The organism is Buttiauxella sp. A111 (assembly GCF_014189855.1).
Lineage (GTDB): Bacteria > Pseudomonadota > Gammaproteobacteria > Enterobacterales > Enterobacteriaceae > Buttiauxella > Buttiauxella selenatireducens.
Genome location: NZ_BJFN01000001.1, coordinates 1,108,079 through 1,133,563, shown reverse-complemented (window position 1 = coordinate 1,133,563; position 25,485 = coordinate 1,108,079). Strand labels below are relative to the sequence as shown.

The window sequence follows — 25,485 nt, the reverse complement described above, 5'->3', positions numbered from 1 at the left end:
CCCCCGTTAGATCAATGAGATGTATCTTGTACTTTTTTGATTAACGTTAGATCGTTTTTTTTCTTATCTAACACATAATAGTTATAAAATTTCTTATCAGAAGAGTCGCTTGTTTCATATGTGACAAGAAGATCACTTCCTTTGTTTATATAAAGGATTTCTTCGCCTATAGGTTTCGGCGTTTCGCTATCACCGGCGTCATAAGCCATAAATGAGCTAGAGAGAGCCAGGCCAGTTCGTTTGTTGATAAATGCGATAACATGGCAACCAGAACCTCCACATCCCCATTCTGCCTGGGCATATTCTCCGGCAAAAACGACATCGCCCTGGATAGCTTGCTTGAAACGAGTACGAAATGAGTTCGTGAACTCATCGGTAGTATCAATATGCTCAGAGGGTTTACCCATGTAAATATGAGCAGCAGGGTAATCTTTTCCTTTTGGCAATGAGTCAGAGGCAAATGAGTTCTGAATTGATAAAAATATCATGCAGCATGACACGATGAAAAAAATAGATGAGCGGCGTGTTGAGCTGTTTTTTGGCATTTTCCTTTCCAATATATAAATGCATTCCCATCACTATGATTATTCTTTTTCTATACGGGTTCAATGGAATGATTGAGTTCTGGTTCCAGAAAGGTGATCTTCTTCACCAATAGTGGAGAGGCGACTCAATGAGCAAACTCTCAAGTAAGTGGCGGTTCCGTGGGTTATTTCATGGCTAAGGATAAGGCAGGTTCCATGCGATGCACTCCTTTTGGGGTGTAACCCAGGGATGAACTTAAGTCACATAAATCGGCTAATATGTAGACAATGCTGAGCCACATCTCTGTGCCTTGTAAACCCGTGTCTTGCTGCTGTGATAACTGGAAGGCGAAGCCTCGTTCAGGAACCCAGAATCTCAGGACTTCGTTGAGCATATTCTTTGCCCAATAGCAGATCTCTATACGCCGATAGTCAGTTTGTTTAAGACAGAGCCATAAAGGATGAGCGACATCCAATACGTTGCATGCATTGAGATTCTCCGCACTAAAGAACCGGAGATCCCTGCTGTGAGCCAGCACGGTATCAATGCTTTGCTCCGGGTAAGGTAAGGGAATATTGAACTGAGCAAAGCTCCCTCGGGTTAGCCGATAAAAACCATTTACCGGCTGCAACCAACCTTCTTCAGTGGTGGGTAACCCCCAGAGGCCGGAGTCTATATCACAATGGCTCGACAACCAGCCAAACAGATCATCGGGACGTTTTCCTGAGCCAAACATCTTTATGTTAAGGTAAAGACCTGTGGCGTAGCAGTCGATCCAGTCCCCCCCACCCCAGGCATTGTTTTCCCATGGCAGATTATTCAACTGCTTATACAAGGTTACTGAATCCATGTTCTCAACAACAGCTACCGGATGGAGCAACGCGGAGCCGAGAGTTTCAAGCGCGTACCCTACAGCAAGAAGATGGTAACGGGAGAGGGGATCAGATAACAGCTCAGGCTGGTCATCCAGGGCTGGAGGCGAATGCGGGTCGGGCAACAATCCGGTTTGGTCATCCTGGAATCTTTGTAATTTATTAATCAATTCCGCTTGTGTCCAACCTGGTGGCAAACTATTGAACATCGCTGCAATCTCCACCGCATCACAGTACGCTCTGATAGTCTGCTTATGTCCAGGCCGGTCACGAAACAGCTTCTGTTGCTCTGTTGTCTCAGCGTAAAACGCCAGCAGATTGATAAATTGCTCCTTCACCTGCTTGCCGAAGTCAGACAGTTTCTGTGACAACAACCCACATGGTTGCATATCTTCTATCTCTCTCATTGTTGAAAATTTAACTTGTGCATAAATGCCTGAGGGTGCCATTTTGACGAAATCTTCGACTATACCGGTCATATACGGCTACGAATGATCCTGGCCGGATTACCGCCGACAATACTGTAAGCAGGGATATCTTTGGTAACGATTGCTCCGGCAGCAACAATGCTGTGGGAACCGATTTTTACACCGTCCAGAATAACGGCATTGGCCCCAATCCATACATCGTCTCCAATAGTGATCCCTTTGGTCGTCAAAGGCTGTTGGAAGATCGGTATATCGATGGATTCATATCCGTGATTGAACCCATAGATGCTCGCATGTGATGCAATCCTTACTCCATTTCCCATGGTAATATCGCCTGACAGAACACTGTAGCTGTTGAGAGAGCAGTCACTGCCCATGATGAGCCGTGCGCTGCGTACAATTGCCCCTCCTGCAATGTAACTCCGATCCCCCATTTGCAGCTTATCCGGTAAAACAATCGCCAAAGGTGAGACATAACAAAGCTCACCGAAAGTACAGTCGTAATCGGCGGAAAGCTGCTGTTGATGTAATGCTTGCGCCTTCTGCTCCTGGCTGGTGGGGCCAATCCAGGGCATATAATCTAGCGCCTTACGTGAGGTGGATGTTGGTTCAGTCATCACTGTTTTCCTTAAAAATCCCCGTTCTTGATGAGCTGAGTGTAGCAATGTCGTAATCACTGAGGTATGGCATAATAAACACGTTTGGTTTGTCAAAAACGCTTTAGGTAAATCAGAGCTACGCGGGAGGAAACCGATGGATAGTATTGTGCAGAATCTGACCATAGATATTCATTGGATCCACGATAAGATCACGTTCCCTCAGTGGAAGGATGTCCGCCAGAATATCAATGTACATAGTTTTTACTGGATTCAGGAAGGTCGAGGGATATTCCGTACTGACGAAGACCATCCAGTATCGCCGGGAATGATGTTCTATCTGCGGCCAGGTCTGTCGATGGAAATGCGTTGCGGCAGTGAGGATCCTTTGCGAATAAAGATGATCCTACTGTCTCTCTATACCTTATCACCCTCAGCCATTAACCAGGGAACGGTACACCCGCTGGAGGCTTTACCCCTCCAGTTCATAATGAAACCAGAAGGAGAAGTGGGCAAACGGCTTGGATATTTATTTCAGCGCATTGTTGCTGATTGGGTGCCTGGAAGTACCGGAAGCCAGTTGATGACCCAATCTCTTATCTATGAGCTCATATATGAATTGCTTCAGGCTCAGGCCAGTATCCACCCCGAGGGTAGACAAGGTTATACGCTATTTTTACAGATTAAGGATGATCTTGAACGTCGCTACAGTAAACCGCTATTGATAAGTGAATTAGCGGTACGTTACGGAATTTCTTCCTCATATTTACGAAGTATTTTTCAGCAGTATTTGCACAAGAGTCCCAAAAGCTACTTGAGTGAGATCCGCTATGAGCACGCTAAGAAGTTACTTTTATACACACAACTAAACCTGAAGGAGATAGCAACCGTCTGTGGCTACAGCGACGAATTTCACTTTAGCAAAAGCTTCAAAAAACATTGCGGGCAGCCACCTTCAGTACTGCGAATCCGGGAAAACCAGCACCCGGACTAAACAACTCGTAGTGGATGCCTGGGTCATGCATCCAAAGCGTCGACCTTGGCATGAATAATACAGGTATTCGTGATTCTGCACGGGCGTTACATGTCAGTATCAATGCGGGCCTTTGTCGGCAACAAAAAGCGTCAGCGCTGATTGTGCTACGCATGGATAAAAATCCGGTAGGTAAATTTATTTACTCGTTTTTTAACCGCTAAAGAGTGCGGCTGTCGATGAACTATTGCTAACGGAGATTTTAGTAAGGGTACGGAGTTACTGGGGGTTTAAGGACTGATACGAGCTGAGGAAAAGTGAGAAATGGTGTCCCCTGCAGGAATCGATAATGATGACTATTAATTTGAATTTATTAGTTTTTGTATTTTTGTGAGAGATCTTTTATACACGCTCCTATACAAGTAATTCTAATGTAGTGAATCTCTGTGATTTATATTTTGTTACATTTTCATTCATCAAAATTCAAGACCAACAGCCTCTTTATGAGGTTTGCGATTAGGCATATTAACTAATATTCACCAATATTCACTAATATTCACCACTCCTCGTAGTTCAAAAAATTTGAATTAGATGAAATCTTGTAAACTTTACCTAATTCTATTCCTGTGCAAATATATACCCGTCCAAACAAGACCAAGTGAATCCTAATAAACTAATCGAGAATAAAAGGAAATAGCCATGAGCTTATTGCCTACGGGGAACGCACATCCAGAAAATATGCGACTTATACGCATTGCAGATGTAATGAATATAACTGGTTTAAAAAAATCCACTATATACATGAAGGTTAAATCCAATGAGTTTCCAACTCAGGTACAAATTGGATCTAACTCTGTTGCATGGGTAGAAAATGAAGTGCAGCAATGGATAAAAGGAAATGTGAAGAGAAGGGATGAAAATAGCTAAATTTAATTTTTATTCGCTGACCTAATAAAATAAATACATAAAGGAATTTACCATGAGTAATCACGCTATTGCGGGAGTGGTTTCCTGCACTCTTCCACCATTGAAAAATAATAACGTTGAAATTATTCAACGATACACAATTACCCCATTTGGCAATTTAAGCAGCGACGCAGCATGTGTAGCTCGTATTATTGAGATTCATCTTCTTAATAAACTTCGCCCAGAAGGTGAAAAACTTTTTGCTCTTACAGGGCATACAATCCCTGCTTGTGAAGCAACGGTAGAAGAAATAAATATTTTGCTGTCACGCTGTGCCATTTTATGCCGCCGTGAGGAAGAGGAGTATGCCTTTCGTCAGCGGGAAGTGAGCGATACAGAGGGAATGTTGAAACGGCTCACCAGTAGTCCCACTAGCATTTCTGTGGCTAAAGGGAGTCGGCAAAGCCGTGTGGATCGTGATGATGTTGAGCGCCGTTATCAGTCGGCTTTGACACGACAGATCGAACAACAAACAAGGTTAAATCATTTTAAAGCTTTACCAGGCCTACTCGCAGAGGGTGTGAGGCATATCGGTGAAGGTATCAACTGGAAAATATTAAATACATTCACTCGAATGCCAGTAATTCCTACGGGATTTATGAATACTTGCCGTGTGCCAGAAATAATAAATGCAGTGCAGTTTATTACTGGAGCGCTAGATAAACTTGCAATGGCAGTGAATAAAATCATACAGCTATGCACATTTCCGATAGATAAATATGATCTTGATAATGGCGGTGTAAGTCGTACTTTAGCTTATAGGGAATATTATCAATCTGATAACTTGCTCCTGCGAGCCATTGTTTGTGACAAGGATTATGTAGAGTACATATATAATCAAAAGACGTTTTCTAAAAGAAAGAACAAGTTATTCACTCATTAAAATAACAGGCGAAATATATACATGTATGCTTTTCAAAAATCAAAACCAGATGCAGCTGAACGCTATCATAAAAAATTTACCAATGGTGTTAGCGATAATAATGGTGGAAGTCGTTCATTTTCTCTAACAGCAACGAAAGAAAATACCCTAAGAGCTGCTTTGTTAGAGTCCGGTTGGATGATGGGGAATATCACTCTCCGTGATATTAATGCTTGTTCTGGTCACGCAATTAATATTGGAGCCAGTGAATTACATACCGGCAGGGTTGAAGGTGGCCGTTTCCGTAAAAAGGTTGCGATTAACGGTACTGAATTCTGGCTTTCGGAGACGGATACCAGCGCTAGGATCAGCTATGCCGAAATGGCTGAGATTTATAATCTCGGCAAAGCAGGTAGTTTTGATGAAGAAATGAATGCCTTTTTTAATCAGGCTTACGCACTGGATATGCTACGCATTGGCTTTAATGGATCGTCGATTGCTGATACCACCAACCCTGAAGCTAATAAGAAGGGTGAGGATGTGAACATTGGCTGGCACGCATTGGCAAAGGATTTTCAGGACGGAAAACAGATTATTACTGATCCGGTTTCATTGGGTGAGTCTGGTGAGTGGAAAAATATCGACCTGCTTGCAAATCATTTAATCACAAATGTCATTGCCGAACCTTTCAGGGAAGATCCGCGCCTCGTTGTACTGGTTGGTGCCGAACTGGCTGCGCAGCAACGTCTGAAAATTTTCAATGCAGCAGATCGTCCGGCTGACATTAATGCAGCGCAGATGGCTACCAGTTCTGTAGCTGGACGCTTTGCATTTATACCGCCATTTATGCCGGGTAAACGTCTTGCCGTTACAACTCTGAATAACCTGCATATATATACCCAAGCTAATACTCGCTTTTTCCGCGCAGAATTTGATGAGGATAATTGTGAATACACTCATTCCTATCTGCGTAATGAAGGCTATGCGTTGGGGGATGCAGAACTTTATGCCGCTGTAGATGAGAGTGCCATTACCTTGGCTGGCTAACTTCATGTGTAAAAAAGCCCGCTGAAATGATGGCGGGCTTTGAGTACTACCACAGGAAACCATTAACGCAATTCTTACGTTAAGGAGCATTCAGCATGCCAGGGACTAAACAGATACTCAATATTATTATTTCGGTTATAAATTTCTTGCGTCACCAGGATCTCACGGGCTATAGTTTTCCCGCAGCCGCAAAATCGGTTGCCGGGCGTAGGAACCCGAGTTATCTAACGGCGACACAACACGCGCCAGGCGTGTTTTTTTATGTCGCAGCTTTGACGCACCTGTATTTCATGGTGTGGTGCTCAGTGTTGGCTATATGCTTTTTGCGCCACATCATCAAAATTATGGTAGTCCAGGCGGGGCAGCTCTCGGGCTGGCCGGTATCCGTTAGAGCCGGTATTCCTACCCCCGTTTGGGCTACCACCAGTTTTGGGCGTAGGAACCCCGGTGGTAGCGTTACCCGCTATCTAACGGAGGTTGCCATAATGGCCGCTACCCCTGTATTTCAACACCCTCAGTATTCTTTCCTGTTTCTGGCTATTCGGCGCGCTGATTATCAAGCGAAGCCTTGTCGCGTTCGTATTACTGCATCTGATGAACACTCTGCTCGTATTATGCTGGCTCCGGAATATGTACTTTCCTTTGCGGGACGTTTGCCCGTTCACGCAAACAGGGAGGTAACGGCATGACTAATGTTCATCGTACTGACATTCCTATGACGCTGAGTGAAGAAGGCGAAGAGCGCATGCTGCGAGTGTCCATAGCCACTGCTTTTGTCGCTGATTTACTTTACGGATCTTGTTACGACGGAAACAGGACTGTTTCCGGTGAAGGGGTAGCGGCACTTTTCAGCTGCCTTGCTGAGCAGATGGAATGTGTGGTGAAGCAAAGCAACCGAATGGCAGAAGAGGTGCATGATGAACAGCACTAAATACCTTCATACCATTTTGTTCTGTAAAGCCTTATTCAAGAGCTACATCGTTAAAATATTGCGGTTTCTCATACCTGTTGTGTATGGGGAGAAATCCATATGACACTGAAAACCGTTTCCGCTGTTTGTGAAGCAGCACGAGGCCGCTGGCCGCAAATTCTTCCTGCGCTGGGTATCAAAGTACCAACTGGAAAAAATCACGGGCCATGCCCATCTTGTGGTGGCAAAGATCGTTTTCGTCTCGATGATAAAGAAGGGCGCGGAACATGGTTCTGTAACCAGTGTGGTAACGGAGATGGTCTTGATTTGGTGCGTTTGGTTTCTGGTAAAGACATAAAACAGGTTTCTTCTCTGGTAGCGGATGTTCTCTCTCTACCGGCAGTGGCATCTGCTTCAATTAAGCCAGCCAGGAAAGAAGCTCTCACCGCAGATAAAGGTGCACAACGTTATTCAAGGCTGAGGGAAAAATGTGTCGGCGGTGAATGTGATTATCTGACGCAGCGGGGGCTTCACGGCCATATTCTTCCGCTGTTAACACAATCCCTTGAGGTGGCCGGAACGTCTTTCCCTCCGGGCGCGGTTTTGCTCCCCTTGAATGATATTGCCGGGAATATTACTGGCGGTCAGCTTATCAGCCCGTTGGGAGATAAAAGCCTTCTGCCGGGGAGTCAGCTTTCAGGTGCATATATTCATGTAGCGGGTACGGAACAACAAGCTGCGGATCAGGTTGTGATTACTGAGGGTTACGCCACTGGCCTAACTGTAGCAGCCGTAAACGAATGCCTTGTTGTAGCCGCAGTTGCCGCCACTAATCTTGTAAAGGTGGCACAGCAAATGCGTCAGCGATGGCCAGACGCACGGATCATTATCGCTGGCGATAACGATCTGACTGATGGGAAAGAGAACACCGGGCGTGTATGGGCTGAGAAAGCAGCCAAAGCAATTGATGGATGGGTAACCCTGCCGCCTACACGGCATAAAGCCGATTGGGATGATTACCGGCAGGAGCATGGTCAGGAGCGTACCCGTGAAGCCTTCCGCGAGGAAATGACACTTCACGGAAAAGGTAGGACACGACTGCCGCAGGGGTTCAGGTTGACCCAAGAATATCTCTGGTACGACAAACTGGTGAATAAGTCGGATGGCGATACTGAAATCCGCAATATCAAAATTTGCAGCCCGTTACGAGTTACGGCGATTACCTGCGATGCCGATGGTAGTAATTATGGTCGCTTGTTGGAATGGGAAGATACCTACGGTAACAGCCGTAAATGGGCGATGCCGATGGAAATGCTGGGTGGAAGCGGCGAGGAGCTGCGCCGCGTGTTACTGGTAAATGGCCTGTCTTATATCAACATCAACGGCATGGCACGAGCGCATCTGATGGAATACATATCCCTTTGCAAGCCCGAACGTAAAGTTACCTGTGTAAATAAAACGGGTTGGCACGGTGGTGTATACGTTCTACAAGATGAGGTGATTGGTAAAGGTGCTGAGTCGGTGATCCTTCAAACTTCCAGTGTCCAGGGGCGGGATTTTCGCGTTATGGGGACAACGGAAGAATGGCGGCAGCAGATAAGCCGCTATTGTGTCGGGAATGCCCGTGTGGCGTTCGCCGTCAGCCTTGCTTTTGCTGCACCATTACTGCGCATGGTGGGTGTCGGCGGTGGTGGCTATCACCTGAAAGGTGAATCCACAGACGGCAAGACCACCACAATGAAAGTTTCGGCTTCAGTCTGTGGTGGAACCGATTTCTGGCATACATGGCGGGCAACCGGCAACGCGCTGGAGGGAACGGCCAGCCGTCGAAACGACGCCACGTTAATGCTGGATGAAATAAGAGAAGTCGATGGGCGCGAAGCGGGGAATATTGCTTATATGCTCGCAAATGGCCAAGGAAAAGCTAGGGCACGTACTGATGGTTCAGTACGCGAAACTAACCGCTGGAACCTGCTGTTCCTCTCTACCGGTGAGTTGTCACTTGTTGAGCATGCAGCGAATGCTGGGGAACGAACGTACGCCGGTGTTGAAGTCAGGATGATCCAGATACCCAGTGATTCAGGGAAATACGGTGTGTTTGAAGAGCTGCATGGGTTTAGCGGTGGTAAAGCATTGTCGGAGCATCTGGAGCAAGCTGTAACCCAGCAGCACGGTGCACCGTTTAGGGACTGGTTGCATCATCTTACCCAGGACTTAACAGGTATTACCGGTGAAGCCAAAGCCATGCTGAAGGATTTTACACGACGCATGACACCCGCAGATGCAGGAAACCAGGTTGGCCGCGCGGTGACTCGTTTTGCCCTTGTTGCAATGGCCGGTGAGCTAGCCACCCGTGCCGGTATTACTGGTTGGAAGGAAGGGGAAGCCTTTCAGGCTGCGCAGAGATGCTTGGCTGCATGGATGGCAGATCGTGGCCATTCAGCCAATCAGGAAGATCGAGCTGCACTGGAGCAGGTATGTGATTTTATGACCCGCAACCAGTTCAGTCGGTTTGCAGACTGGCACAACAACGACCATCGACCAGTGGCCATGATGGGCTTTCGTAAGGTCGAGCTGGGAAATAAAGACACCGAAGCAGTCACAACTTTCTATGTCTTGCCTTCAGGCTGGAAGGAAATCTGTAAAGGATTCGATGCGCGTAAGGTGGCCAGATTATGCGTTAGCGCGGGATGGCTGGAGCCGGGTAAGGATGGGCGAACCCAGACAAGCCTTCGCCTACCAGAAATAGGCCTTAAACGTGTGTATCAGTTCAATACCTGCGTACTGGGTAGCTCTGAAGTGGAATAACTACGCGTGAGCCTTATTTTTCTAAGGTAACACTGGTAACAGAGGTAACAACAGTAAGTCATGCGGGATACAGCTGTTACCAGTCAGAAAACACGAGTGGTAACAGAGGTAACAAAAACCACGCTGTTACCAGTTGTTGCCACAGTGAAAAGCGAAGTGGTAACAGAATTTATCTTTATAAATCATATGTGTTTCCAGTGTTACCGCTGTTACCTCGTCAAATGAAGCAATGGTAATTAAAAATAACTTCCCGTTGATGCTTTATTCTTGGCGGGCGTTTTTGAACAATTTTAAGGAGTCGGCATTATGCGAGTAATGCGTATTTATTGCCCGGAGTGCAGTGAAGTTGCCATGATTAAGAAAACCAATCGCAAACATGCCCAAATCTCTGATGTTTATTGTGCATGCAGCAATGTTGAATGTGGACACACCTTTGTAATGAACGTGACGTTTTCACATACGCTAAGTCCGAGTGCTATTACACACGGGCATATGCTTAAGGGGGTGATTGAGTCCATACCACCGGAACGGCGTCAGGATATGATTGATATGCTCAGCAGGGCGCAGAGTGACGACAAAAAGTTACAGCAAAACGATAAATTGGCAGTTAAGGCTTGTTCAGCTCAAAACCTGCGGGGCGGGTGAAGGTAAAAAGTTCGACGTAGTTTTGTTGTGGGGATTTTTCAGTAACTGTTTGTGATTTTTTTCTTTAAGCGATTGTTCAATAAAGTGTTTCCGAACAATCGCTAAATATCCCTTTCCTCCCATCCCATAACTCGAAGCCACATAAAATACATAAATAATAGATTAATCATGGTGTTACATTTTTCCTCAGAATGATGTCTGCGCCTCAAAACTGAAAAATACTGAAAGTAATTTCAATGTTTTCAGTTTCACACTACACCGAGAACCCCAGTAGTGGCGCTGGATGGCGTGAGCGTTTGTAGAAAAATAAAACTGAAAACTTTTTATGATCTGAAACCCGTAGGCGGGTGCGGTGTAGTGCCAATTTTGTCAATTATCTTTTTATTTTTTGGCTATGATATTGAGCCTAGCTGCTGTGCTTGAATACGGACAATCAGAGACAAAGGTATGCACTCCCAAGATAAGATTTCAGGGACGCTCAAGAATTTAATATTTGCAACATGCAATGCTTTGAAAAAAATGAGTCTCAAAAAATTGAGTTATATGCAATTTTTTCTTGAAAAAAAATGATAGTGTTAATGTTGAACACTATGTTGAGGGATTTTTTTAGGAGTCTTTATGCGCTTTTCAGAATATTTTAATCTCAATCGCACACAGGCACATCTCGATTTCGTTGATATACCGCTTGACACTGACTTACCCGTTTTCCTTGATCCTGGAGCCATAAAGTCTCTTGATTCAATATGGGGGCATGAGTTAATTGCACATTTGCAGAGTTTTTTTGAGAAAGTCTTAAAGTTAATTAAGACTGGAAAAAACAATGAAGCACAACGCCTTTTGGCATCACTAAATGAAAGAAATGAATTCCATTTAGGCTATTCGTCAGGGAGATCCCGTGGGCACGGTTTTGGCGCTGGTTCTGCACATTCAGTTTGGAATGCTTTAACTCAGAGTAAAGCAGTATCAAGTGGGCTATTAAAAGATCTAGAGGATACGGCATTATTGATACCAGGAATTGGAACTGACATGATTTCTGATGCTGTAAGTAATATATTAAGAGGGCCATTAATTGAATACACTCAAAAGATGTGTGAATATTATGGTGTACCCTTAACTCCTGATATTGACTCAGGACCCATATGGGATCCGCACAAGGGAGAGTGGTATAATAAATTTGTTTCTTTGCCAATGACCACATTTGGTAAAATAATATTAGTTCCTAAGGTTTTAGTAAGACATAGATTGTGTCTACAATATGATGAGTTCTACACACATTATTTACTGCCAGAAATGCAAGATGAGCATTTAAGAAACAATTCATCACTAATTGAAGTCTTAAAAGACGGTACGAGGCGCGTCACTAAAAAAAGTTTGAAAGATAAATATGGGAAAGATAAGCCTTCTGTCATAAATCAAACCTTGAAACGACCTGATGTGTTCGAAGATTATAAAAAGCATAAGGAAATAAATCCTTCAGCGCCATTATCTCATGAAATATTCAATGAGTTAGAAGCAATTAATGAAAAGGTAGATGCTACACCGCTTTTAAGCAAGTTAAAGTCGATTAAAACAGGAGCTAAACAAGCTGGTGAGTATGAGAATCTGATTGAGGAATTATTTTCATTAATTTTCTACCCATCATTGTGCTTCCCAACGAAGCAACATGAAATTCATCAAGGTCGAAAAAGAATAGATATTACTTATGTTAATGAAGCTAAATATGGGTTCTTTCATTGGCTTTTACAACATTATACTTGTCCTAAAATTTATGTAGAATGTAAAAATTACACATCTGATGTGGCTAACCCAGAACTAGATCAAATCGCTGGCAGATTTTCTCGAAATAGGGGGAATGTAGGGATATTAGTTTGTAGAAAAATTCGTGACAAAGAATTATTTAGGCAACGATGCCTAGATACTGCAAACGATGGAAGAGGATTTATACTTTCTATTGATGATGATGATCTTGAAGTTCTATGTAAAGAATACATGGATGGTGGAAATCAAAATTTTCATTCATTAAGAAAGTTGTGGAATTTTCTAATCGATTAATGGCATCAATAGGTAAAATGGTGGGTGCATGTCACACTCCATTTTATTAAGTAAAATTAAAGTAAAGAGCTTTTTGTCTTTGCTTAAGTTATCGAAGTTTAAGGCAATACATTTTAAAGTCATTTTCGCTTTATCGATGTAAGAGTACATACCTTTGTTACTCTTTAAAAATGCCGAACTAAAGGCGTACACGTACGGAGATGGTATGGCTAGCAAAGCAGTTTTAGTAAATTTAGATGCAATGATAAAACGTGCTGATTTTGCAACTGAGGTAGAAGATGAAACCACTTTTGATACGATCAACAGCATTTCTGTCAGGGATTTGAATGATTTTACGGCTATTTTAAGAAAACCTGATTTCCAGAGAGAAACCAATCACTGGTCTCCAAATCAAGTTGTTTCCATGCTTGAAAGCTATGTTACAGGTGATTTAATTCCAGCTGTTATTCTATGGAAAAGTTCCTATATTTTCGTGATTGATGGTGGTCATAGATTAAGCGTACTAAAAGCTTGGATTGAAGACGATTATGGTGATGGTCCTCTTTCTATTAAATATTTCGGTTCGGAGATTTCAAAGGAACAAAGAAATATTGCAGAGAAAACTCGTCGCTTGATTAATGAGCGTATTGGTAGTTGGGCTCACTTCAAGCAAAGGTTATCAGATGAGGATATTTCATCAGCAGAAAGGAATAAGATTACTAATATTCTAACAAGAGGTTTGACTATTCAGTGGGTAAAAGGAAATGCAGATAAGGCTGAAAGTTCATTTTTTAATATAAATATGCAAGGGACTCCTCTGGATGAGGTTGAAGAGCTCTTGCTTAAAAATAGGCACAAGCCGACGTCTATTTCCGCGCGAGCAGTTATTAGGGCAGGAAAAGGGCATCGTTATTGGTCGGCATTTAGTAAAGAATATTCAGATAAAATAGAGCAAGAGGCTTACAAATTACACTCTATACTTTTTGACCCTGATCTAAATACTCCAGTAAAAACTTTAGATTTACCTTTAGGTGGAGCTAGAGGTGTTCGAGTTGCTATACAATTATTGATTGATTTTATCCTAATAGCAAATAGAGATAATCAAGGGCAACCTAAGACACTTGATGGCCAAGATGATGACGAACTTGGTTCAAAGACTGTTGAATCGTTAAAGAATGCAATTGATCTGGCGGATAGAATTACAGGTAATGGTAATGGTAGCTTAGGTTTGCATCCAGCAGTCTATTTCTATGGGCCAACTGGAAGGCATACTGGCCCAATGTTTTTGGGAACAGCATTCCTGATAGCACAGAAGATGAAAAATAATGATAAAGAATTTTTTAAAAAATTCACCTCAATTAGATCTCAATTGGAAAATATCTTGGTAAAAGATAAAGAATTGATTTCCATGATTATCCAAAAGAATAGCAATCGCACGAGAGATATTAAGTATAAAGAGTTTTTAGATGATTTGATTAAAGTACTTCTATTAGGTAATGAAGTTAGTGAGAGTGATCTAATAAATTTAGCTGGTTTGCAAGGTAAATTAGTTGCTGGCAACGTAAATTCCAGCGGGAAGAAATTTTCAGATGATCAAAAGAGCAAGGTTTTTATTAATGCGGCTCTTTATTCATCAATCAGATGTTCAATCTGTGATGGCTATTTAGACTCTGCAAAATCGATTTCTTATGACCACATTACTAGAGTCAGAGATGGGGGGGTAGGTACCGGTGAAAACTGCCAGTTAACCCATCCTTATTGTAATCAATCTGTTAAAAATTAAATTTTCAGACTACTTTGAATGGTACTCTAATTAGTTAAATTGTTAGAGTACCATTGCATCATTTCCTTTCTACATTCTAAATATTGTGCATGATTATAAGTACCCCTTATGGAGTTCTTATCGACATGCGCAAGTTGCATCTCAATCCATGCGCTCTCAAATCCATGCTCATGCAGTATGGTGCTCATTGTATGCCTGAAACCATGGCCTGTTAGCCTTCCATGATAACCCAGCATCTTAATAACTTTATTAATACTGGCCTCACTCATTGGTTTTCTTACGTCATTTCTCCCAGGGAAAACGAGTGTGTATGTTCCAGTGATCACTTTTAGCTTTTTAAGTATCTCGATTACCTTCGTAGATAGTGGAACCAAATGAGAACGACGTTTTTTCATGCGCTCTTTCGGTATCTCCCAAAGGGCATTTTCCATATCAAATTCAGCCCATTCGGCAGCGCGCAATTCGATGGTTCTTACACCTGTAAGCATTAGCAGCTGCGTAGCGTACTTTGTCACTAAACTACCTTGGTAATTTTCCAGAGCTTGAACGAAAGCAGGGAGTTCGCTTTCTCTCAGGAATGGGAAATGATTTGTTGTGGGTTTATTTAAAGCTATGGCCAGATCCGGTGCAAAATTGTATTTGGCTCGCCCAGTGGCAACGGCGTAACGAAGCACTTCTCCACAGCGGCGGCGAACTTTGCTGGTTTGTTCTAATGCTCCGCGTTTCTCAATCTTCTGAAGCACTGTTAGCAGTTCTAGCGGTTCAATTTGCTCAATGGGACGTTGACCAACATATGGGAAGATATCCTTCTCTAAGCAGTTAAGCACTTCTTTAGCGTAGCCAACTGACCAGGTGGTTGTTTTAGATGAATGCCATTCTCTGGCCACCGCTTCAAAGTTGTTGTCATGGGCGAAGCGTAACGCGATTTTGTCAGCTTTCCGCGCTTCGCTCGGGTTGATCCCTTTGGCTAGCATCGAACGCGCATCATCACGCTTTTTTCTGGCTTCTGCTAACGACACTTCTCCATAGATACCAAACGAGATCATCTTAGGCTTGCCTGCGAAGCGATAACGGAAACGCCATCCTTTCCCGCCAATTGTATCAATGAGTAGCGATAAGCCCGCGCCATCATTAAGCGTGTAGGGTCTATCTTGTGGTTTAGCGCGTTTGATTTGAAGGTCTGATAGCAGCATGTGTATAGAAAAAAGATCGAACCAAGTTATACGCAATGTTATACATAACAGTGTATAGATTCCACTGGAAAGTATTGGACTGCATGAGATTGGTATTTATGATTATCTATATGAAATTATTGATTTTATAGACTGGAGTGAACTGCGTTGGAAGAGTAAATGGTGTCCCCTGCAGGAATCGAACCTGCAACTAGCCCTTAGGAGGGGCTTGTTATATCCATTTAACTAAGAGGACCCAATACCTTTCGTCTTTCAAGTTGCCTTCCTCGCTCACCCAGTCACTTACTTGTGTAAGCTCCAGGGGATTAATGAGAGACTCCTGTCTCTCACCGAAGGCCAGCCTTTGGCTGGTCAAATTCGTTCCCGACGAATTTGTCACTGCGTCGCTGCCGCAATGCAACTCGAAATACTTTAGGTATTGCGGGCGCTAGTATACCCGCTTTTGGCTTTTCGTTAAGGGGCAAGCGGGCTGTTTGCCTGAAACGTAACCAGTTATTGTTTTTTAGCGCCCTCGTTTTCCTTTTGTTTTTTCGCCTTAGCTTTGGCTTCGGCTTTTTTCTTGTTGCTCATATCGTTACGGATTTGCGCGTGGCTGATTAACGCGAAGATAAACGTCCCGCCGCAAATGTTGCCTGCAAGCGTGGGCAGGGCGAACGGCCAGAAGAAATCGCTCCAGTGGAGTGTACCGTTAAAGACCAGGTAGAGGATTTCAACGGAGCCGACCACGATATGGGTTAAATCCCCCAGCGCGACCAGCCACGTCATGATGATAATCACCACGATTTTTGCCGCACCCGCAGCGGGGAACATCCACACCATGGTGGCGATGATCCAGCCAGAGATAATCGCGTTGGCGAACATCTCACCCGGGGTGTTTTTCATCACATCCATGCCAATTTTGACAAATGCGTCACGGGTTTGCTCATCGAAAATGGGCATGTATTCAAACGCATAGGCTGCGAGGCCGGTGCCAATAACGTTACCCAGTAGAACCACACCCCATAAACGCAGTAGTAACAGGAAGTTTATCCCGGTCGGTTTATGCATGATGGGCAGAACGGCTGTCACGGTGTTCTCGGTGAAAAGCTGTTGGCGCGCCATGATGACGATAATAAACCCGAAGGTATAGCCGAGGTTTTCCAGCAAAAAGCTGCCGGGCACACCTTCCAGATTGACGTGAAATACCCCTTTTGCCAGTAGCGATGCCCCCATCGATAAACCCGCCGCAATCGCCGACCATAACAACGCCATCGCATCACGTTCCAGCTCTTTTTCGCCGTCCTGACGGATGTGTTCGTGAATAGCCATTGCCCGCGATGGCAGGCGTTCCTCGTCGACCTCTATCTTTTCCCCGTGGTCTTTCTCATCACTTTCAACTTCGATTCCGTCGGTGGATTTATCGATTTTGTCTTCTTTTAATTCATCCATTTTTCGGGTTACTCGTGTGTCTGCTATTCCCTTAAGCGTAGCGGTTTTTAGCTATGAGCCCCGAGGCGTGTGTTAATTCGACTTAATATTGATCTTGGGTGCGCGGATTACCTCTTTTGGAGTACCGCAACTGCAGTAGCCAATCTGGAGCAAAGCCTATGATGTGTTATGATTTTGCATCCCGAGACAAGGAGTGACTCCCCCAAATGCTTGATGCGATTAACTTGACCTGCGTACGTGATGACCGCGTGTTATTTAGCGAGTTGTCGTTTAACGTCCGTCCTGGTGAAATGGTGCAGATAGCCGGGAAAAATGGAGCCGGGAAAACGTCGCTGTTGCGGATTTTGGCGGGTCTTGCACAGGCAGAGGAAGGCGAAGTGAAGTGGCAAGGGGAAGGGTTATCTCGCGCACGCTATCAGTATCACCAGGACCTGCTGTGGCTGGGGCATCAACCGGGTATCAAAACGGTGCTGACGGCCTTTGAGAATCTCAGCTTTTATCATGCTCATGGTGCGGAATCTCTACGTTGGCAAGCACTTACTGAAGTGGGATTGCTGGGGTTTGAAGATGTTCCGGTTAACCAACTTTCTGCCGGGCAGCAACGGCGTGTGGCGCTGGCCCGTTTGTGGTTAAGCACACATAAACTCTGGATTCTGGATGAGCCTTTCACTGCCATCGACGTAGCCGGTGTGGAAAAGCTCACGCGTCAACTCAGGCACCATACCGAAAATGGCGGAATGGTTGTTCTCACCACGCATCAGCCACTGGCAGTCGACAATGTGCGTCAAATTCATTTACAGGAGAAACGGACATGATGCGCCGAATTTTCCTGCATGAATTACGCGTGGTATTGCGCAAAGGTGCAGAGATCGCCAATCCGTTGTGGTTCTTTCTTATCGTTATCACGCTGTTTCCGTTAGGAATTGGCCCAGAGCCACAGCTGCTGGCACGCATTGCGCCGGGCGTGATTTGGGTGGCGGCTTTACTGGCGTCGCTGCTGGCGATGGACAGATTGTTCCGCGATGATTTTCAGGACGGTTCGCTTGAGCAACTTATGTTACTACCCATCCCTTTACCTATGGTGGTGTTAGCGAAAGTGACCGCTCACTGGGTGGTCACGGGATTACCATTGTTGATCCTCTCGCCTCTGGCTGCACTGTTGTTAGGGTTGGATTTTTACAGCTGGCAAGTGATGGCAATGACGCTGCTGCTGGGGACTCCGACGCTCAGTTTCCTGGGCGCACCAGGCGTTGGGCTGACGGTAGGGTTGCGGCGCAGCGGCGTGTTGTTGAGTCTGCTGGTGTTGCCGCTGACTATCCCGTTGTTAATTTTTGCCACCGCCGCCATGGATGCCGCTTCCATGCATCTTCCGGTTGACGGTTATATGGCAATTCTTGGGGCGATGCTTGCGGCAAGCGCCACATTAAGCCCGTTTGCTACGGCGGCGGCACTGCGCGTAAGTATTCAATAAAAGTAAAAATTGTCGGGTGGTGTTTTGCATATCCGACCCGGGACTGAAAAACGTCCGTGATTTTGTGAGCAAAAATTATGTGGAAATGGTTACATCAGCTCGCTAAACCCGAGCGGCTTTATCAGCTATGCGGTTATTTTGTGCCGTGGTGCGCACTCATCAGTGCCGTGTTATTGGTTGCCGGTTGTGTCTGGGGTTTTGGATTTGCGCCCGCAGATTATCAACAAGGCCAGAGCTATCGCATTATGTATCTTCATGTCCCGGCGGCGATCTGGTCGATGGGGATCTATGGCTCAATGGCCGTCGCCGCGTTTATTGGCCTGGTGTGGCAGATGAAAATGTCAGACCTCGCAGTGGCGGCGATGGCTCCGGTGGGCGCGGTGTTTACCTTTATCGCGCTGGTGACCGGTTCTGCATGGGGCAAACCAATGTGGGGAACCTGGTGGGTGTGGGATGCACGCCTGACATCCGAACTGGTGCTGCTGTTTCTCTACATCGGCGTGATTGCGCTTTATAACGCTTTTGACGACCGTCGTCTGGCTGGGCGCGCCGCCGGGATTCTGGTGCTGGTCGGTGTGGTGAACTTACCGATTATCCACTTCTCGGTTGAATGGTGGAACACCCTGCATCAAGGCTCGACAAATATGCAGCAAAGCATCGACCCTTCCATGCGCACGCCGTTGCGTCTGACCATTTTCGGTTTCCTGATGTTGTTTGTGACCTTGACGTTGATGCGTTTGCGTAACCTCATCCTGCTTCAGGAACAGCGCCGTCCGTGGGTTTTGGCGTTGGTGAATAAAGGGAGAAACGCATGACAAGCGCATTTTTAAACTGGGGTGATTTTTTTGCTATGGGCGGCTATGCGTTTTACGTCTGGCTTGCCGTCGCGCTGACGTTCATTCCATTGCTGCTGTTAGTGGTTCATACCCGCATGCAGCGCCACACCATTTTAAATTCTGTCAGTCGCCAACAAGCACGGGAAAAGCGTATCCAGGCAGCACAACGAGCAGAGGGAACTGAATGAACATTCGCCGTAAAAATCGGCTCTACCTGGCACTTGCGGTGCTGGTTGGGTTGGGGCTGACAATCACGTTGGTACTGTACGCGCTGCGTAGCAATATCGACCTGTTCTATACGCCGAGCGAAATCCTGTATGGCAAAGGTGAGAGCCACCAGGTACCCGAAGTGGGGCAACGTTTGCGGGTGGGCGGTATGGTTCAGCCGGGCAGCGTGAAGCGTGATAACCAAACGTTGAAAGTCACGTTCAAAATCTATGATGCCAGCGGCGTGGTTGATGTCAGTTACGTCGGCATTTTGCCGGACCTTTTCCGTGAAGGGCAGGGTGTCGTAGCACAAGGTGTCTTCGCTTCGGGAAACCGAGTTGAAGCGAAAGAAGTACTGGCGAAGCATGATGAAAATTACACGCCGCCGGAAGTCAAAGAAGCGATGGATAAAAATCACCAACGCGCCCCGCAGGCTTATAAGGATAACGCCTCATGATGCCTGAAATTGGCAGTTTTTTGCTGTGTCTGGCGCTTGGCTGGTCATTGTTACTCAGTGTCTATCCGTTGTGGGGCGTGAAACGCAATGACTCGCGATTAATGGCCTCTGCCCGTCCGCTGGCATGGGCGCTATTTATCACGCTGTGTGCAAGTTTCTTAGTGTTGGTGAATGCGTTTGTCGTTAACGATTTTACCGTGCTGTATGTGGCGAATAACTCAAACTCCGAGCTGCCAGTCTGGTATCGCGTTGCGGCGACCTGGGGGGCTCACGAAGGCTCCTTGCTACTGTGGGTTTTGTTGTTGAGCGCATGGACTTTTGCGGTAGCGTTGTTCAGCCGTAGTATGCCGCAAGATGCGGTGGCGCGAGTTCTGGCCGTCATGGGGATGATTAATTTCGGCTTTCTGCTGTTTATCATTTTCACCTCCAACCCTTTTACCCGCACGCTGCCTGACTTCCCTATTGAAGGGCGCGATCTGAATCCTCTGTTGCAAGACATCGGGCTGATTTTCCACCCGCCGTTGCTGTATATGGGGTATGTCGGTTTTTCCGTGGCCTTTGCTTTTTCTATCGCAGCACTCATGGCCGGGAAACTCGATTCTGCCTGGGCGCGTTGGACGCGTCCGTGGACGTTAGCCGCCTGGTCATTTTTAACTATCGGTATCGTTTTGGGATCGGCCTGGGCTTATTACGAGTTAGGTTGGGGCGGCTGGTGGTTCTGGGACCCGGTAGAAAACGCGTCGTTTATGCCGTGGCTTGCGGGAACGGCGCTGATCCACTCGCTTTCAGTGACAGAAAAGCGCGGCAGCTTTAAAGCCTGGACGGTGTTGCTGGCAATCACCGCATTCTCGCTGTGCTTGTTGGGGACTTTCCTGGTGCGCTCGGGCGTGTTGGTTTCGGTGCATTCATTTGCGTCTGACCCGGCACGCGGGATGTTTATCCTCGCCTTCCTGGTGATTGTGATTGGCGGTTCGCTGCTGCTTTATGCGGTGAAAGGAAGCAAAGTCCGCTCACGCGTCGGGAATAGTTTGTGGTCCCGGGAATCATTTTTGCTCGGTAATAACGTGCTGTTGATTGCCGCGATGCTGGTGGTGTTACTGGGGACGTTACTTCCGCTGGTCCACAAGCAACTTGGGTTGGGCAGTATTTCTATCGGCGAACCGTTCTTCAACACCATGTTTACCGCATTGATGGCACCTTTTGCCTTACTGATGGGGATTGGCCCATTGGTGCGCTGGCGCCGCGATGAGTCGCGAAAATTAGTGAAACGCCTGGCGATCGCGCTGGCGATCACCGTCGTGCTTTCACTGTTGTTGCCATGGTTAATGCAAGACCGCATCGAAGCGATGACGGTGGTCGGTTTGCTGATGGCGGTGTGGGTGTTTGTGTTGGCAGTTATGGAAGTCTACGAACGTGCAACCCATCGCCACGGCCTTCTCAAAGGATTATGGACATTGCCGCGCAGCCATTGGGGCATGGTGTTCGGGCATTTGGGACTGGCCGTGACGGTTGTCGGCATCGCCTTTAGCCAGAATTACAGCATTGAGCGTGACGTGCGGATGAAAGCGGGCGATAGCATCGACATCCACCAGTATCACTTTGTGTTCCGCGATGTTCACGACCTGAATGGCCCTAACTACCGTGGTGGCGTGGGGATTATCGACGTCACGCGCAACGGCAAACACGAAGCCACGCTGCATGCTGAGAAGCGTTTCTACAACAGTAACCGCGCGATGATGACCGAAGCAGCCATTGATGGTGGCGTAACGCGCGACCTCTATGCGGCACTGGGTGAGGAATTAGATGACGGAAGTTGGGCGGTGCGCCTCTATTACAAACCTTTTGTTCGCTGGATTTGGGTGGGGGGCATCCTGATGACCATCGGTGGGCTGTTCTGTTTGTTTGACCCGCGTTACCGCCAGCGTAAACACATGCCGGAGGCCGCATGAATCGCAAAGTCTTATTTATCCCGCTAGTTCTGTTTTTATTGCTGGCGGCGATGCTGCTGTGGCAACTGGCGCGTAATGCGCAGGGCGATGACCCGACCAATCTTGAATCGGCATTAGTTGGGAAGCCGGTTCCGGTGTTTCGTCTCGAGTCGCTGGAAAACCCCGGCAAGATTTATGACCAGGCTGTGCTTAACGACGGCAAACCGTTGTTGCTCAACGTCTGGGCGACCTGGTGCCCAACCTGCAGGGCCGAGCATCAGTATCTTAACGGGCTGAAAGCCCAGGGCGTTCGCGTGGTCGGCATGAACTATAAAGATGATCGTCAGAAAGCGATTAACTGGCTCAATGAGCTAGGTAATCCTTACGCGCTGAGCCTGTTTGATGGCAACGGTATGTTGGGCTTGGATCTGGGCGTGTACGGCGCACCGGAAACCTTCCTGATCGACGGTAAAGGGATCATTCGCTACCGCCATGCGGGCGATCTTAACGATCGCGTCTGGCAGCAAGAAATCAAACCGCTGTGGGATAAGTACAACAAGGAGGCTGGCGCATGAAACGCGGATGGCTACTGATCGTCGCATTCCTGTTCTCGTTTAATGTTCTGGCGGCAATAGATACCTTTCAGTTCAAAGACGAAGCGCAGGAGCAGCAATTTCGTCAGTTGACTGAACAACTGCGCTGCCCGAAATGCCAGAACAACAGCATTGCAGATTCCAATGCGATGATTGCCTCTGACATGCGTCTGAAAGTCTATGAGCTGCAACAGCAGGGGAAAACCAAACAGCAAATTATCGACTATATGGTCGACCGCTACGGTAATTTCGTGACTTATGAACCGCCGATGACTCCTGCCACCCTTATTTTGTGGGTGCTCCCCGTGCTGTTTATTCTTGGTGGTGCGGGAGTGATTGTGATGCGTAGCCGCAAACGGCGCGTACATTTTACTGACGAGCCGGAAAGTGAAGCATCTCCAGTTATTACCAAAAAGGCACACTTCTGGTTTTTCGCCCCAGGGGCGGTGGTGTTGATTGTGGTGAGCGTGGGCGTATATCTGAAAACCTCGGACATCAAGCAAGTGCAGGCCTGGCAAAAAGTCTCAAATCAGACTCCTCAATTGTTAAAACGCGCATTAGATCCGCAAGCAAAACCATTGGATATGCCGGAAATGGCCAATCTTGGCCTTGGTTTACGGACACAGTTGCAATATGAACCTGACAATATTGAGGGCTGGATGATGCTCGGGCGAATAGGTATGGTTCTGAATAATGCAACAATTGCTACTCAAGCCTTTGCACATGCGTTTAAACTGTCGCCCTCCGACAGTAATGTAAAGCTGGGCTATGCTGAAGTATTGACCCGCAGTGGAGATCCGCAAGATAACCAACTGGGTGGTAATCTGTTAAGAGAGCTCCTCAAAACGGACCATACGAATGTTCGTGTATTAAGCCTGTTGGCATTTAATGCATTTGAACAACAACAGTACCGCGAAGCGATTGGTGCATGGCAAATCATGTTGCAAGTTCTACCAGCAAACGATCAGCGTCGGGCCGTGGTGCAAAGAAGCATCGAACAGGCAAAGGCAGCGCAAGCTGGGATGAATAACACCAAACCTGAGAGCGTAGAGCAAAAATAACAGGGAGAGATATATGAATTTCCGCCTGACCGGGTTAGTACTGGCCGCTACTGTTTTAGTGGGCTGTGCGAGTTCGGCCGATACACAACCGCAAGGGCGTTCGGACCCGCTGGAAGGGTTCAACCGCGCTATGTACGATTTCAACTTCAATGTGTTGGATCCGTATGTTGTGCGCCCGGTTGCTGTGGTGTGGCGTGATTACGTACCGCAACCGGCACGTAATGGGCTGAGCAACTTCACCAGTAACCTAGAAGAACCTGCTTCTATGGTGAACAACTTTATCCAGGGCGACCCGTATCAGGGGATGGTGCATTTCACCCGTTTCTTCCTGAATAGCTTATTGGGTATGGGTGGTTTCATTGATGTGGCAGGGATGGCAAATCAGAAATTACAACGTCTTGAGCCAAACCGTTTTGGTACCACACTTGGGCATTATGGCGTGGGCTATGGTCCATATGTGCATTTACCTGCCTACGGTAGCTTCACGCTTCGTGAAGATGGTGGTGAGTTAGTAGACGATTTGTATGCCCCACTTTCCTGGCTAACCTGGTGGATGTCACTGGGCAAATGGACGCTGGAAGGTATCGAAACGCGTGCGCAATTGCTGGATTCTGAAGGCTTGCTGAAACAATCTTCAGACCCGTATATTTTGGTGCGTGAAGCTTACTTCCAACGCCATGATTTCCAGGCAAACGGCGGGAAACTCACTCCACAAGAGAACCCGAATGCCGAGTCTATTCAGGATGATTTGAAAGATATCGACTCTCAGTAAGCGATACCCGTCATTCTTCAAGTTGCTTATGCGTTGGCTGCACCCGCTCACCCCAGTCACTTACTGGAGTAAGCTCCTGGGGATTTACGGCTTTGCCGCCTTCAAGCAACTCGAATTATTTAGGGTATAAAGTTTAATGCCGTTCATTGAAGCCTCAATGAGCGGCATTTTGTTTTTAGCGAATCAGGCATGAACCACTTTGATTTTACCGTTGCGACTCAGCGCCGTAATCCAAAGTTGAATCGTCGCCTCATCTGGCATTTCACTATCTACCGTATAAATCTCGCCAATTTCACGCGCTTTTCGGGCACCAAAATTATGATAGGGCAGGATCTCGACATGCAAGATGTTGTCAAAACGCTCTACCATTTCGCCTATTGCCTGAAAATGTTCAAGACTCAGGTTATAGCCTGGGATTAACGGGCATCGCAGAATCACAGGACAACCGAGCTGATGTAACAGCGCCATATTTTGGTCTACCAGCCGACGGCTTAAACCGGTCAGGGTTTTGTGCAGTTTGTCGCCTGTGGCTTTGTAATCCACCAGGAAGCAATCCACAAAAGGGGCGATTTGCTGATAATGCTCGCTTTTTGATGCGCCATTGGTTTCCAGGCATACATGCAAACCTGCCTGCTTGCTAAGGCGGGCAAGTTCCAGTGCGAAAGTAAACTGATGAAGCGCTTCGCCACCGGAGAGGGTTATCCCTCCACCGGTTTTAGCAAAATAGATTTTATCTTTCAGCACTTCCTGAACAATCTGCTCAGCAGTGACCTCTTCACCGTAGATTTTCAGCGCCTGTGCCGGGCATACCTCAACGCACTTTCCACAGCCATCACAAGCAGCGAAATCGATTTGGTGTATCCCATCGACAAAGCGATGGTGAGCACAGACCTGGGCGCACGCCTGGCAGTTCAGGCATTTATCTGCATTGAACGACAGTTGCTTGCGCTGGCTCATCGATTCCGGGTTGTGGCACCAAAGGCAGCGCATTTGGCAGCCTTTGAGAAACACGGTGGTTCGCACGCCGGGGCCGTCATTGATGCAAAACTTCTGAATATCAAAGACGATGCCTGTTGTTTTCATGATGATTTCC

General features: G+C 46.5%; 25 protein-coding genes, 1 tRNA gene and 1 pseudogene. 20 read left to right on the top strand and 7 right to left on the bottom strand.

The window, feature by feature from the left end; translation table 11 throughout:
• Positions 1 to 11 precede the first annotated feature (11 nt).
• The 3 genes from BSPA111_RS22630 to BSPA111_RS22625 form a co-directional block, all read right to left on the bottom strand.
• Positions 12 to 545: a hypothetical protein gene (locus BSPA111_RS22630; RefSeq protein WP_255459230.1), complete on the bottom strand. Its 534-nt coding sequence runs from the start codon at positions 543 to 545 to the stop codon at positions 12 to 14.
• Positions 546 to 709: 164 nt separating this feature from the next.
• Positions 710 to 1,876: a hypothetical protein gene (locus BSPA111_RS05115; protein WP_183270081.1), complete on the bottom strand. Its 1,167-nt coding sequence runs from the start codon at positions 1,874 to 1,876 to the stop codon at positions 710 to 712.
• On the bottom strand, positions 1,873 to 2,442 hold the full coding sequence (locus tag BSPA111_RS22625; protein ID WP_183270080.1) for a DapH/DapD/GlmU-related protein: 570 nt from the start codon (positions 2,440 to 2,442) through the stop codon (positions 1,873 to 1,875). The genes BSPA111_RS05115 and BSPA111_RS22625 overlap by 4 nt, the downstream gene beginning before the upstream one ends.
• A gap of 136 nt (positions 2,443 to 2,578) precedes the next feature.
• On the opposite strand from BSPA111_RS22625, the gene BSPA111_RS05105 reads away from it, so the two are divergent.
• The 11 genes and pseudogenes from BSPA111_RS05105 to BSPA111_RS05055 all read left to right on the top strand — a co-directional run bounded on the left by BSPA111_RS05105 (position 2,579) and on the right by BSPA111_RS05055 (position 14,446).
• Positions 2,579 to 3,415 carry an AraC family transcriptional regulator gene (locus BSPA111_RS05105; protein WP_183270079.1) on the top strand — a complete coding sequence of 279 codons (837 nt, stop codon included), beginning with the start codon at positions 2,579 to 2,581 and terminating at the stop codon, positions 3,413 to 3,415.
• 17 nt (positions 3,416 to 3,432) lie between these two features.
• A pseudogene (locus BSPA111_RS22790) lies at positions 3,433 to 3,549 on the top strand (IS1 family transposase); the annotation flags it as partial.
• A 544-nt stretch (positions 3,550 to 4,093) separates the two neighbouring features.
• Positions 4,094 to 4,321: an AlpA family transcriptional regulator gene (locus BSPA111_RS05095; RefSeq protein WP_183270078.1), complete on the top strand. Its 228-nt coding sequence runs from the start codon at positions 4,094 to 4,096 to the stop codon at positions 4,319 to 4,321.
• A 52-nt stretch (positions 4,322 to 4,373) separates the two neighbouring features.
• A complete protein-coding gene (locus tag BSPA111_RS05090) occupies positions 4,374 to 5,243 on the top strand; it encodes a hypothetical protein (protein WP_183270077.1) in 870 nt (289 codons plus the stop codon).
• Between the two features lie 21 nt (positions 5,244 to 5,264).
• Positions 5,265 to 6,269: a P2 family phage major capsid protein gene (locus tag BSPA111_RS05085; protein WP_183270076.1), complete on the top strand. Its 1,005-nt coding sequence runs from the start codon at positions 5,265 to 5,267 to the stop codon at positions 6,267 to 6,269.
• A gap of 95 nt (positions 6,270 to 6,364) precedes the next feature.
• Positions 6,365 to 6,958, top strand: coding sequence for a host cell division inhibitor Icd-like protein (locus BSPA111_RS05080; protein ID WP_183270075.1), 594 nt, complete (start codon positions 6,365 to 6,367; stop codon positions 6,956 to 6,958).
• Complete coding sequence (locus BSPA111_RS05075) at positions 6,955 to 7,200, top strand: hypothetical protein (RefSeq protein WP_255459229.1); 246 nt, start codon at positions 6,955 to 6,957, stop codon at positions 7,198 to 7,200. Before BSPA111_RS05080 ends, BSPA111_RS05075 begins: the two co-directional genes overlap by 4 nt.
• Before the next feature lie 99 nt (positions 7,201 to 7,299).
• Positions 7,300 to 9,987: a DUF927 domain-containing protein gene (locus BSPA111_RS05070; protein WP_183270074.1), complete on the top strand. Its 2,688-nt coding sequence runs from the start codon at positions 7,300 to 7,302 to the stop codon at positions 9,985 to 9,987.
• A 306-nt stretch (positions 9,988 to 10,293) separates the two neighbouring features.
• A complete protein-coding gene (locus BSPA111_RS05065; protein WP_183270073.1) occupies positions 10,294 to 10,632 on the top strand; it encodes an ogr/Delta-like zinc finger family protein in 339 nt (112 codons plus the stop codon).
• Positions 10,633 to 11,250: 618 nt separating this feature from the next.
• Positions 11,251 to 12,684, top strand: coding sequence for a hypothetical protein (locus BSPA111_RS05060; protein WP_183270072.1), 1,434 nt, complete (start codon positions 11,251 to 11,253; stop codon positions 12,682 to 12,684).
• A 205-nt stretch (positions 12,685 to 12,889) separates the two neighbouring features.
• Positions 12,890 to 14,446, top strand: a complete 1,557-nt coding sequence (locus tag BSPA111_RS05055) for a DUF262 domain-containing protein (protein WP_183270071.1) — start codon at positions 12,890 to 12,892, stop codon at positions 14,444 to 14,446.
• 26 nt (positions 14,447 to 14,472) lie between these two features.
• Here the strand turns inward: BSPA111_RS05055 and BSPA111_RS05050 are convergent, their stop codons facing one another.
• The 3 genes from BSPA111_RS05050 to BSPA111_RS05040 all read right to left on the bottom strand — a co-directional run bounded on the left by BSPA111_RS05050 (position 14,473) and on the right by BSPA111_RS05040 (position 17,067).
• Complete coding sequence (locus BSPA111_RS05050) at positions 14,473 to 15,639, bottom strand: tyrosine-type recombinase/integrase (RefSeq protein WP_183270293.1); 1,167 nt, start codon at positions 15,637 to 15,639, stop codon at positions 14,473 to 14,475.
• A gap of 160 nt (positions 15,640 to 15,799) precedes the next feature.
• Positions 15,800 to 15,874, bottom strand: a tRNA-Arg gene (locus tag BSPA111_RS05045).
• A gap of 257 nt (positions 15,875 to 16,131) precedes the next feature.
• Positions 16,132 to 17,067 carry a formate/nitrite transporter family protein gene (locus BSPA111_RS05040; RefSeq protein ID WP_183270070.1) on the bottom strand — a complete coding sequence of 312 codons (936 nt, stop codon included), beginning with the start codon at positions 17,065 to 17,067 and terminating at the stop codon, positions 16,132 to 16,134.
• 206 nt (positions 17,068 to 17,273) lie between these two features.
• On the opposite strand from BSPA111_RS05040, the gene ccmA reads away from it, so the two are divergent.
• The 9 genes from ccmA to mlaA all read left to right on the top strand — a co-directional run bounded on the left by ccmA (position 17,274) and on the right by mlaA (position 24,392).
• Complete coding sequence (gene ccmA, locus BSPA111_RS05035; RefSeq protein WP_183270069.1) at positions 17,274 to 17,882, top strand: cytochrome c biogenesis heme-transporting ATPase CcmA; 609 nt, start codon at positions 17,274 to 17,276, stop codon at positions 17,880 to 17,882.
• On the top strand, positions 17,879 to 18,538 hold the full coding sequence (ccmB, locus tag BSPA111_RS05030) for a heme exporter protein CcmB (protein WP_183270068.1): 660 nt from the start codon (positions 17,879 to 17,881) through the stop codon (positions 18,536 to 18,538). Before ccmA ends, ccmB begins: the two co-directional genes overlap by 4 nt.
• Positions 18,539 to 18,615: 77 nt before the next feature.
• Complete coding sequence (locus tag BSPA111_RS05025) at positions 18,616 to 19,353, top strand: heme ABC transporter permease (RefSeq protein WP_183270067.1); 738 nt, start codon at positions 18,616 to 18,618, stop codon at positions 19,351 to 19,353.
• On the top strand, positions 19,350 to 19,562 hold the full coding sequence (ccmD, locus tag BSPA111_RS05020; RefSeq protein WP_183270066.1) for a heme exporter protein CcmD: 213 nt from the start codon (positions 19,350 to 19,352) through the stop codon (positions 19,560 to 19,562). The genes BSPA111_RS05025 and ccmD overlap by 4 nt, the downstream gene beginning before the upstream one ends.
• Positions 19,559 to 20,038 carry a cytochrome c maturation protein CcmE gene (ccmE, locus tag BSPA111_RS05015; protein WP_183270065.1) on the top strand — a complete coding sequence of 160 codons (480 nt, stop codon included), beginning with the start codon at positions 19,559 to 19,561 and terminating at the stop codon, positions 20,036 to 20,038. The genes ccmD and ccmE overlap by 4 nt, the downstream gene beginning before the upstream one ends.
• Entirely contained in the window at positions 20,035 to 21,987 is a 1,953-nt protein-coding gene (locus BSPA111_RS05010) for a heme lyase CcmF/NrfE family subunit (protein ID WP_183270064.1), read from the top strand. The genes ccmE and BSPA111_RS05010 overlap by 4 nt, the downstream gene beginning before the upstream one ends.
• Positions 21,984 to 22,541 carry a thiol:disulfide interchange protein DsbE gene (dsbE, locus tag BSPA111_RS05005; RefSeq protein WP_183270063.1) on the top strand — a complete coding sequence of 186 codons (558 nt, stop codon included), beginning with the start codon at positions 21,984 to 21,986 and terminating at the stop codon, positions 22,539 to 22,541. The genes BSPA111_RS05010 and dsbE overlap by 4 nt, the downstream gene beginning before the upstream one ends.
• Positions 22,538 to 23,620 carry a cytochrome c-type biogenesis protein CcmH gene (locus BSPA111_RS05000; protein ID WP_183270062.1) on the top strand — a complete coding sequence of 361 codons (1,083 nt, stop codon included), beginning with the start codon at positions 22,538 to 22,540 and terminating at the stop codon, positions 23,618 to 23,620. Before dsbE ends, BSPA111_RS05000 begins: the two co-directional genes overlap by 4 nt.
• 13 nt (positions 23,621 to 23,633) lie before the next feature.
• Positions 23,634 to 24,392 (top strand): phospholipid-binding lipoprotein MlaA, encoded by a 759-nt coding sequence (gene mlaA, locus BSPA111_RS04995; protein WP_183270061.1) that lies wholly within the window; start codon positions 23,634 to 23,636, stop codon positions 24,390 to 24,392.
• Positions 24,393 to 24,575: 183 nt separating this feature from the next.
• On the opposite strand, the gene BSPA111_RS04990 is transcribed toward mlaA, so the two are convergent.
• Positions 24,576 to 25,475 (bottom strand): glycyl-radical enzyme activating protein, encoded by a 900-nt coding sequence (locus BSPA111_RS04990; RefSeq protein WP_183270060.1) that lies wholly within the window; start codon positions 25,473 to 25,475, stop codon positions 24,576 to 24,578.
• Positions 25,476 to 25,485 lie beyond the last annotated feature (10 nt).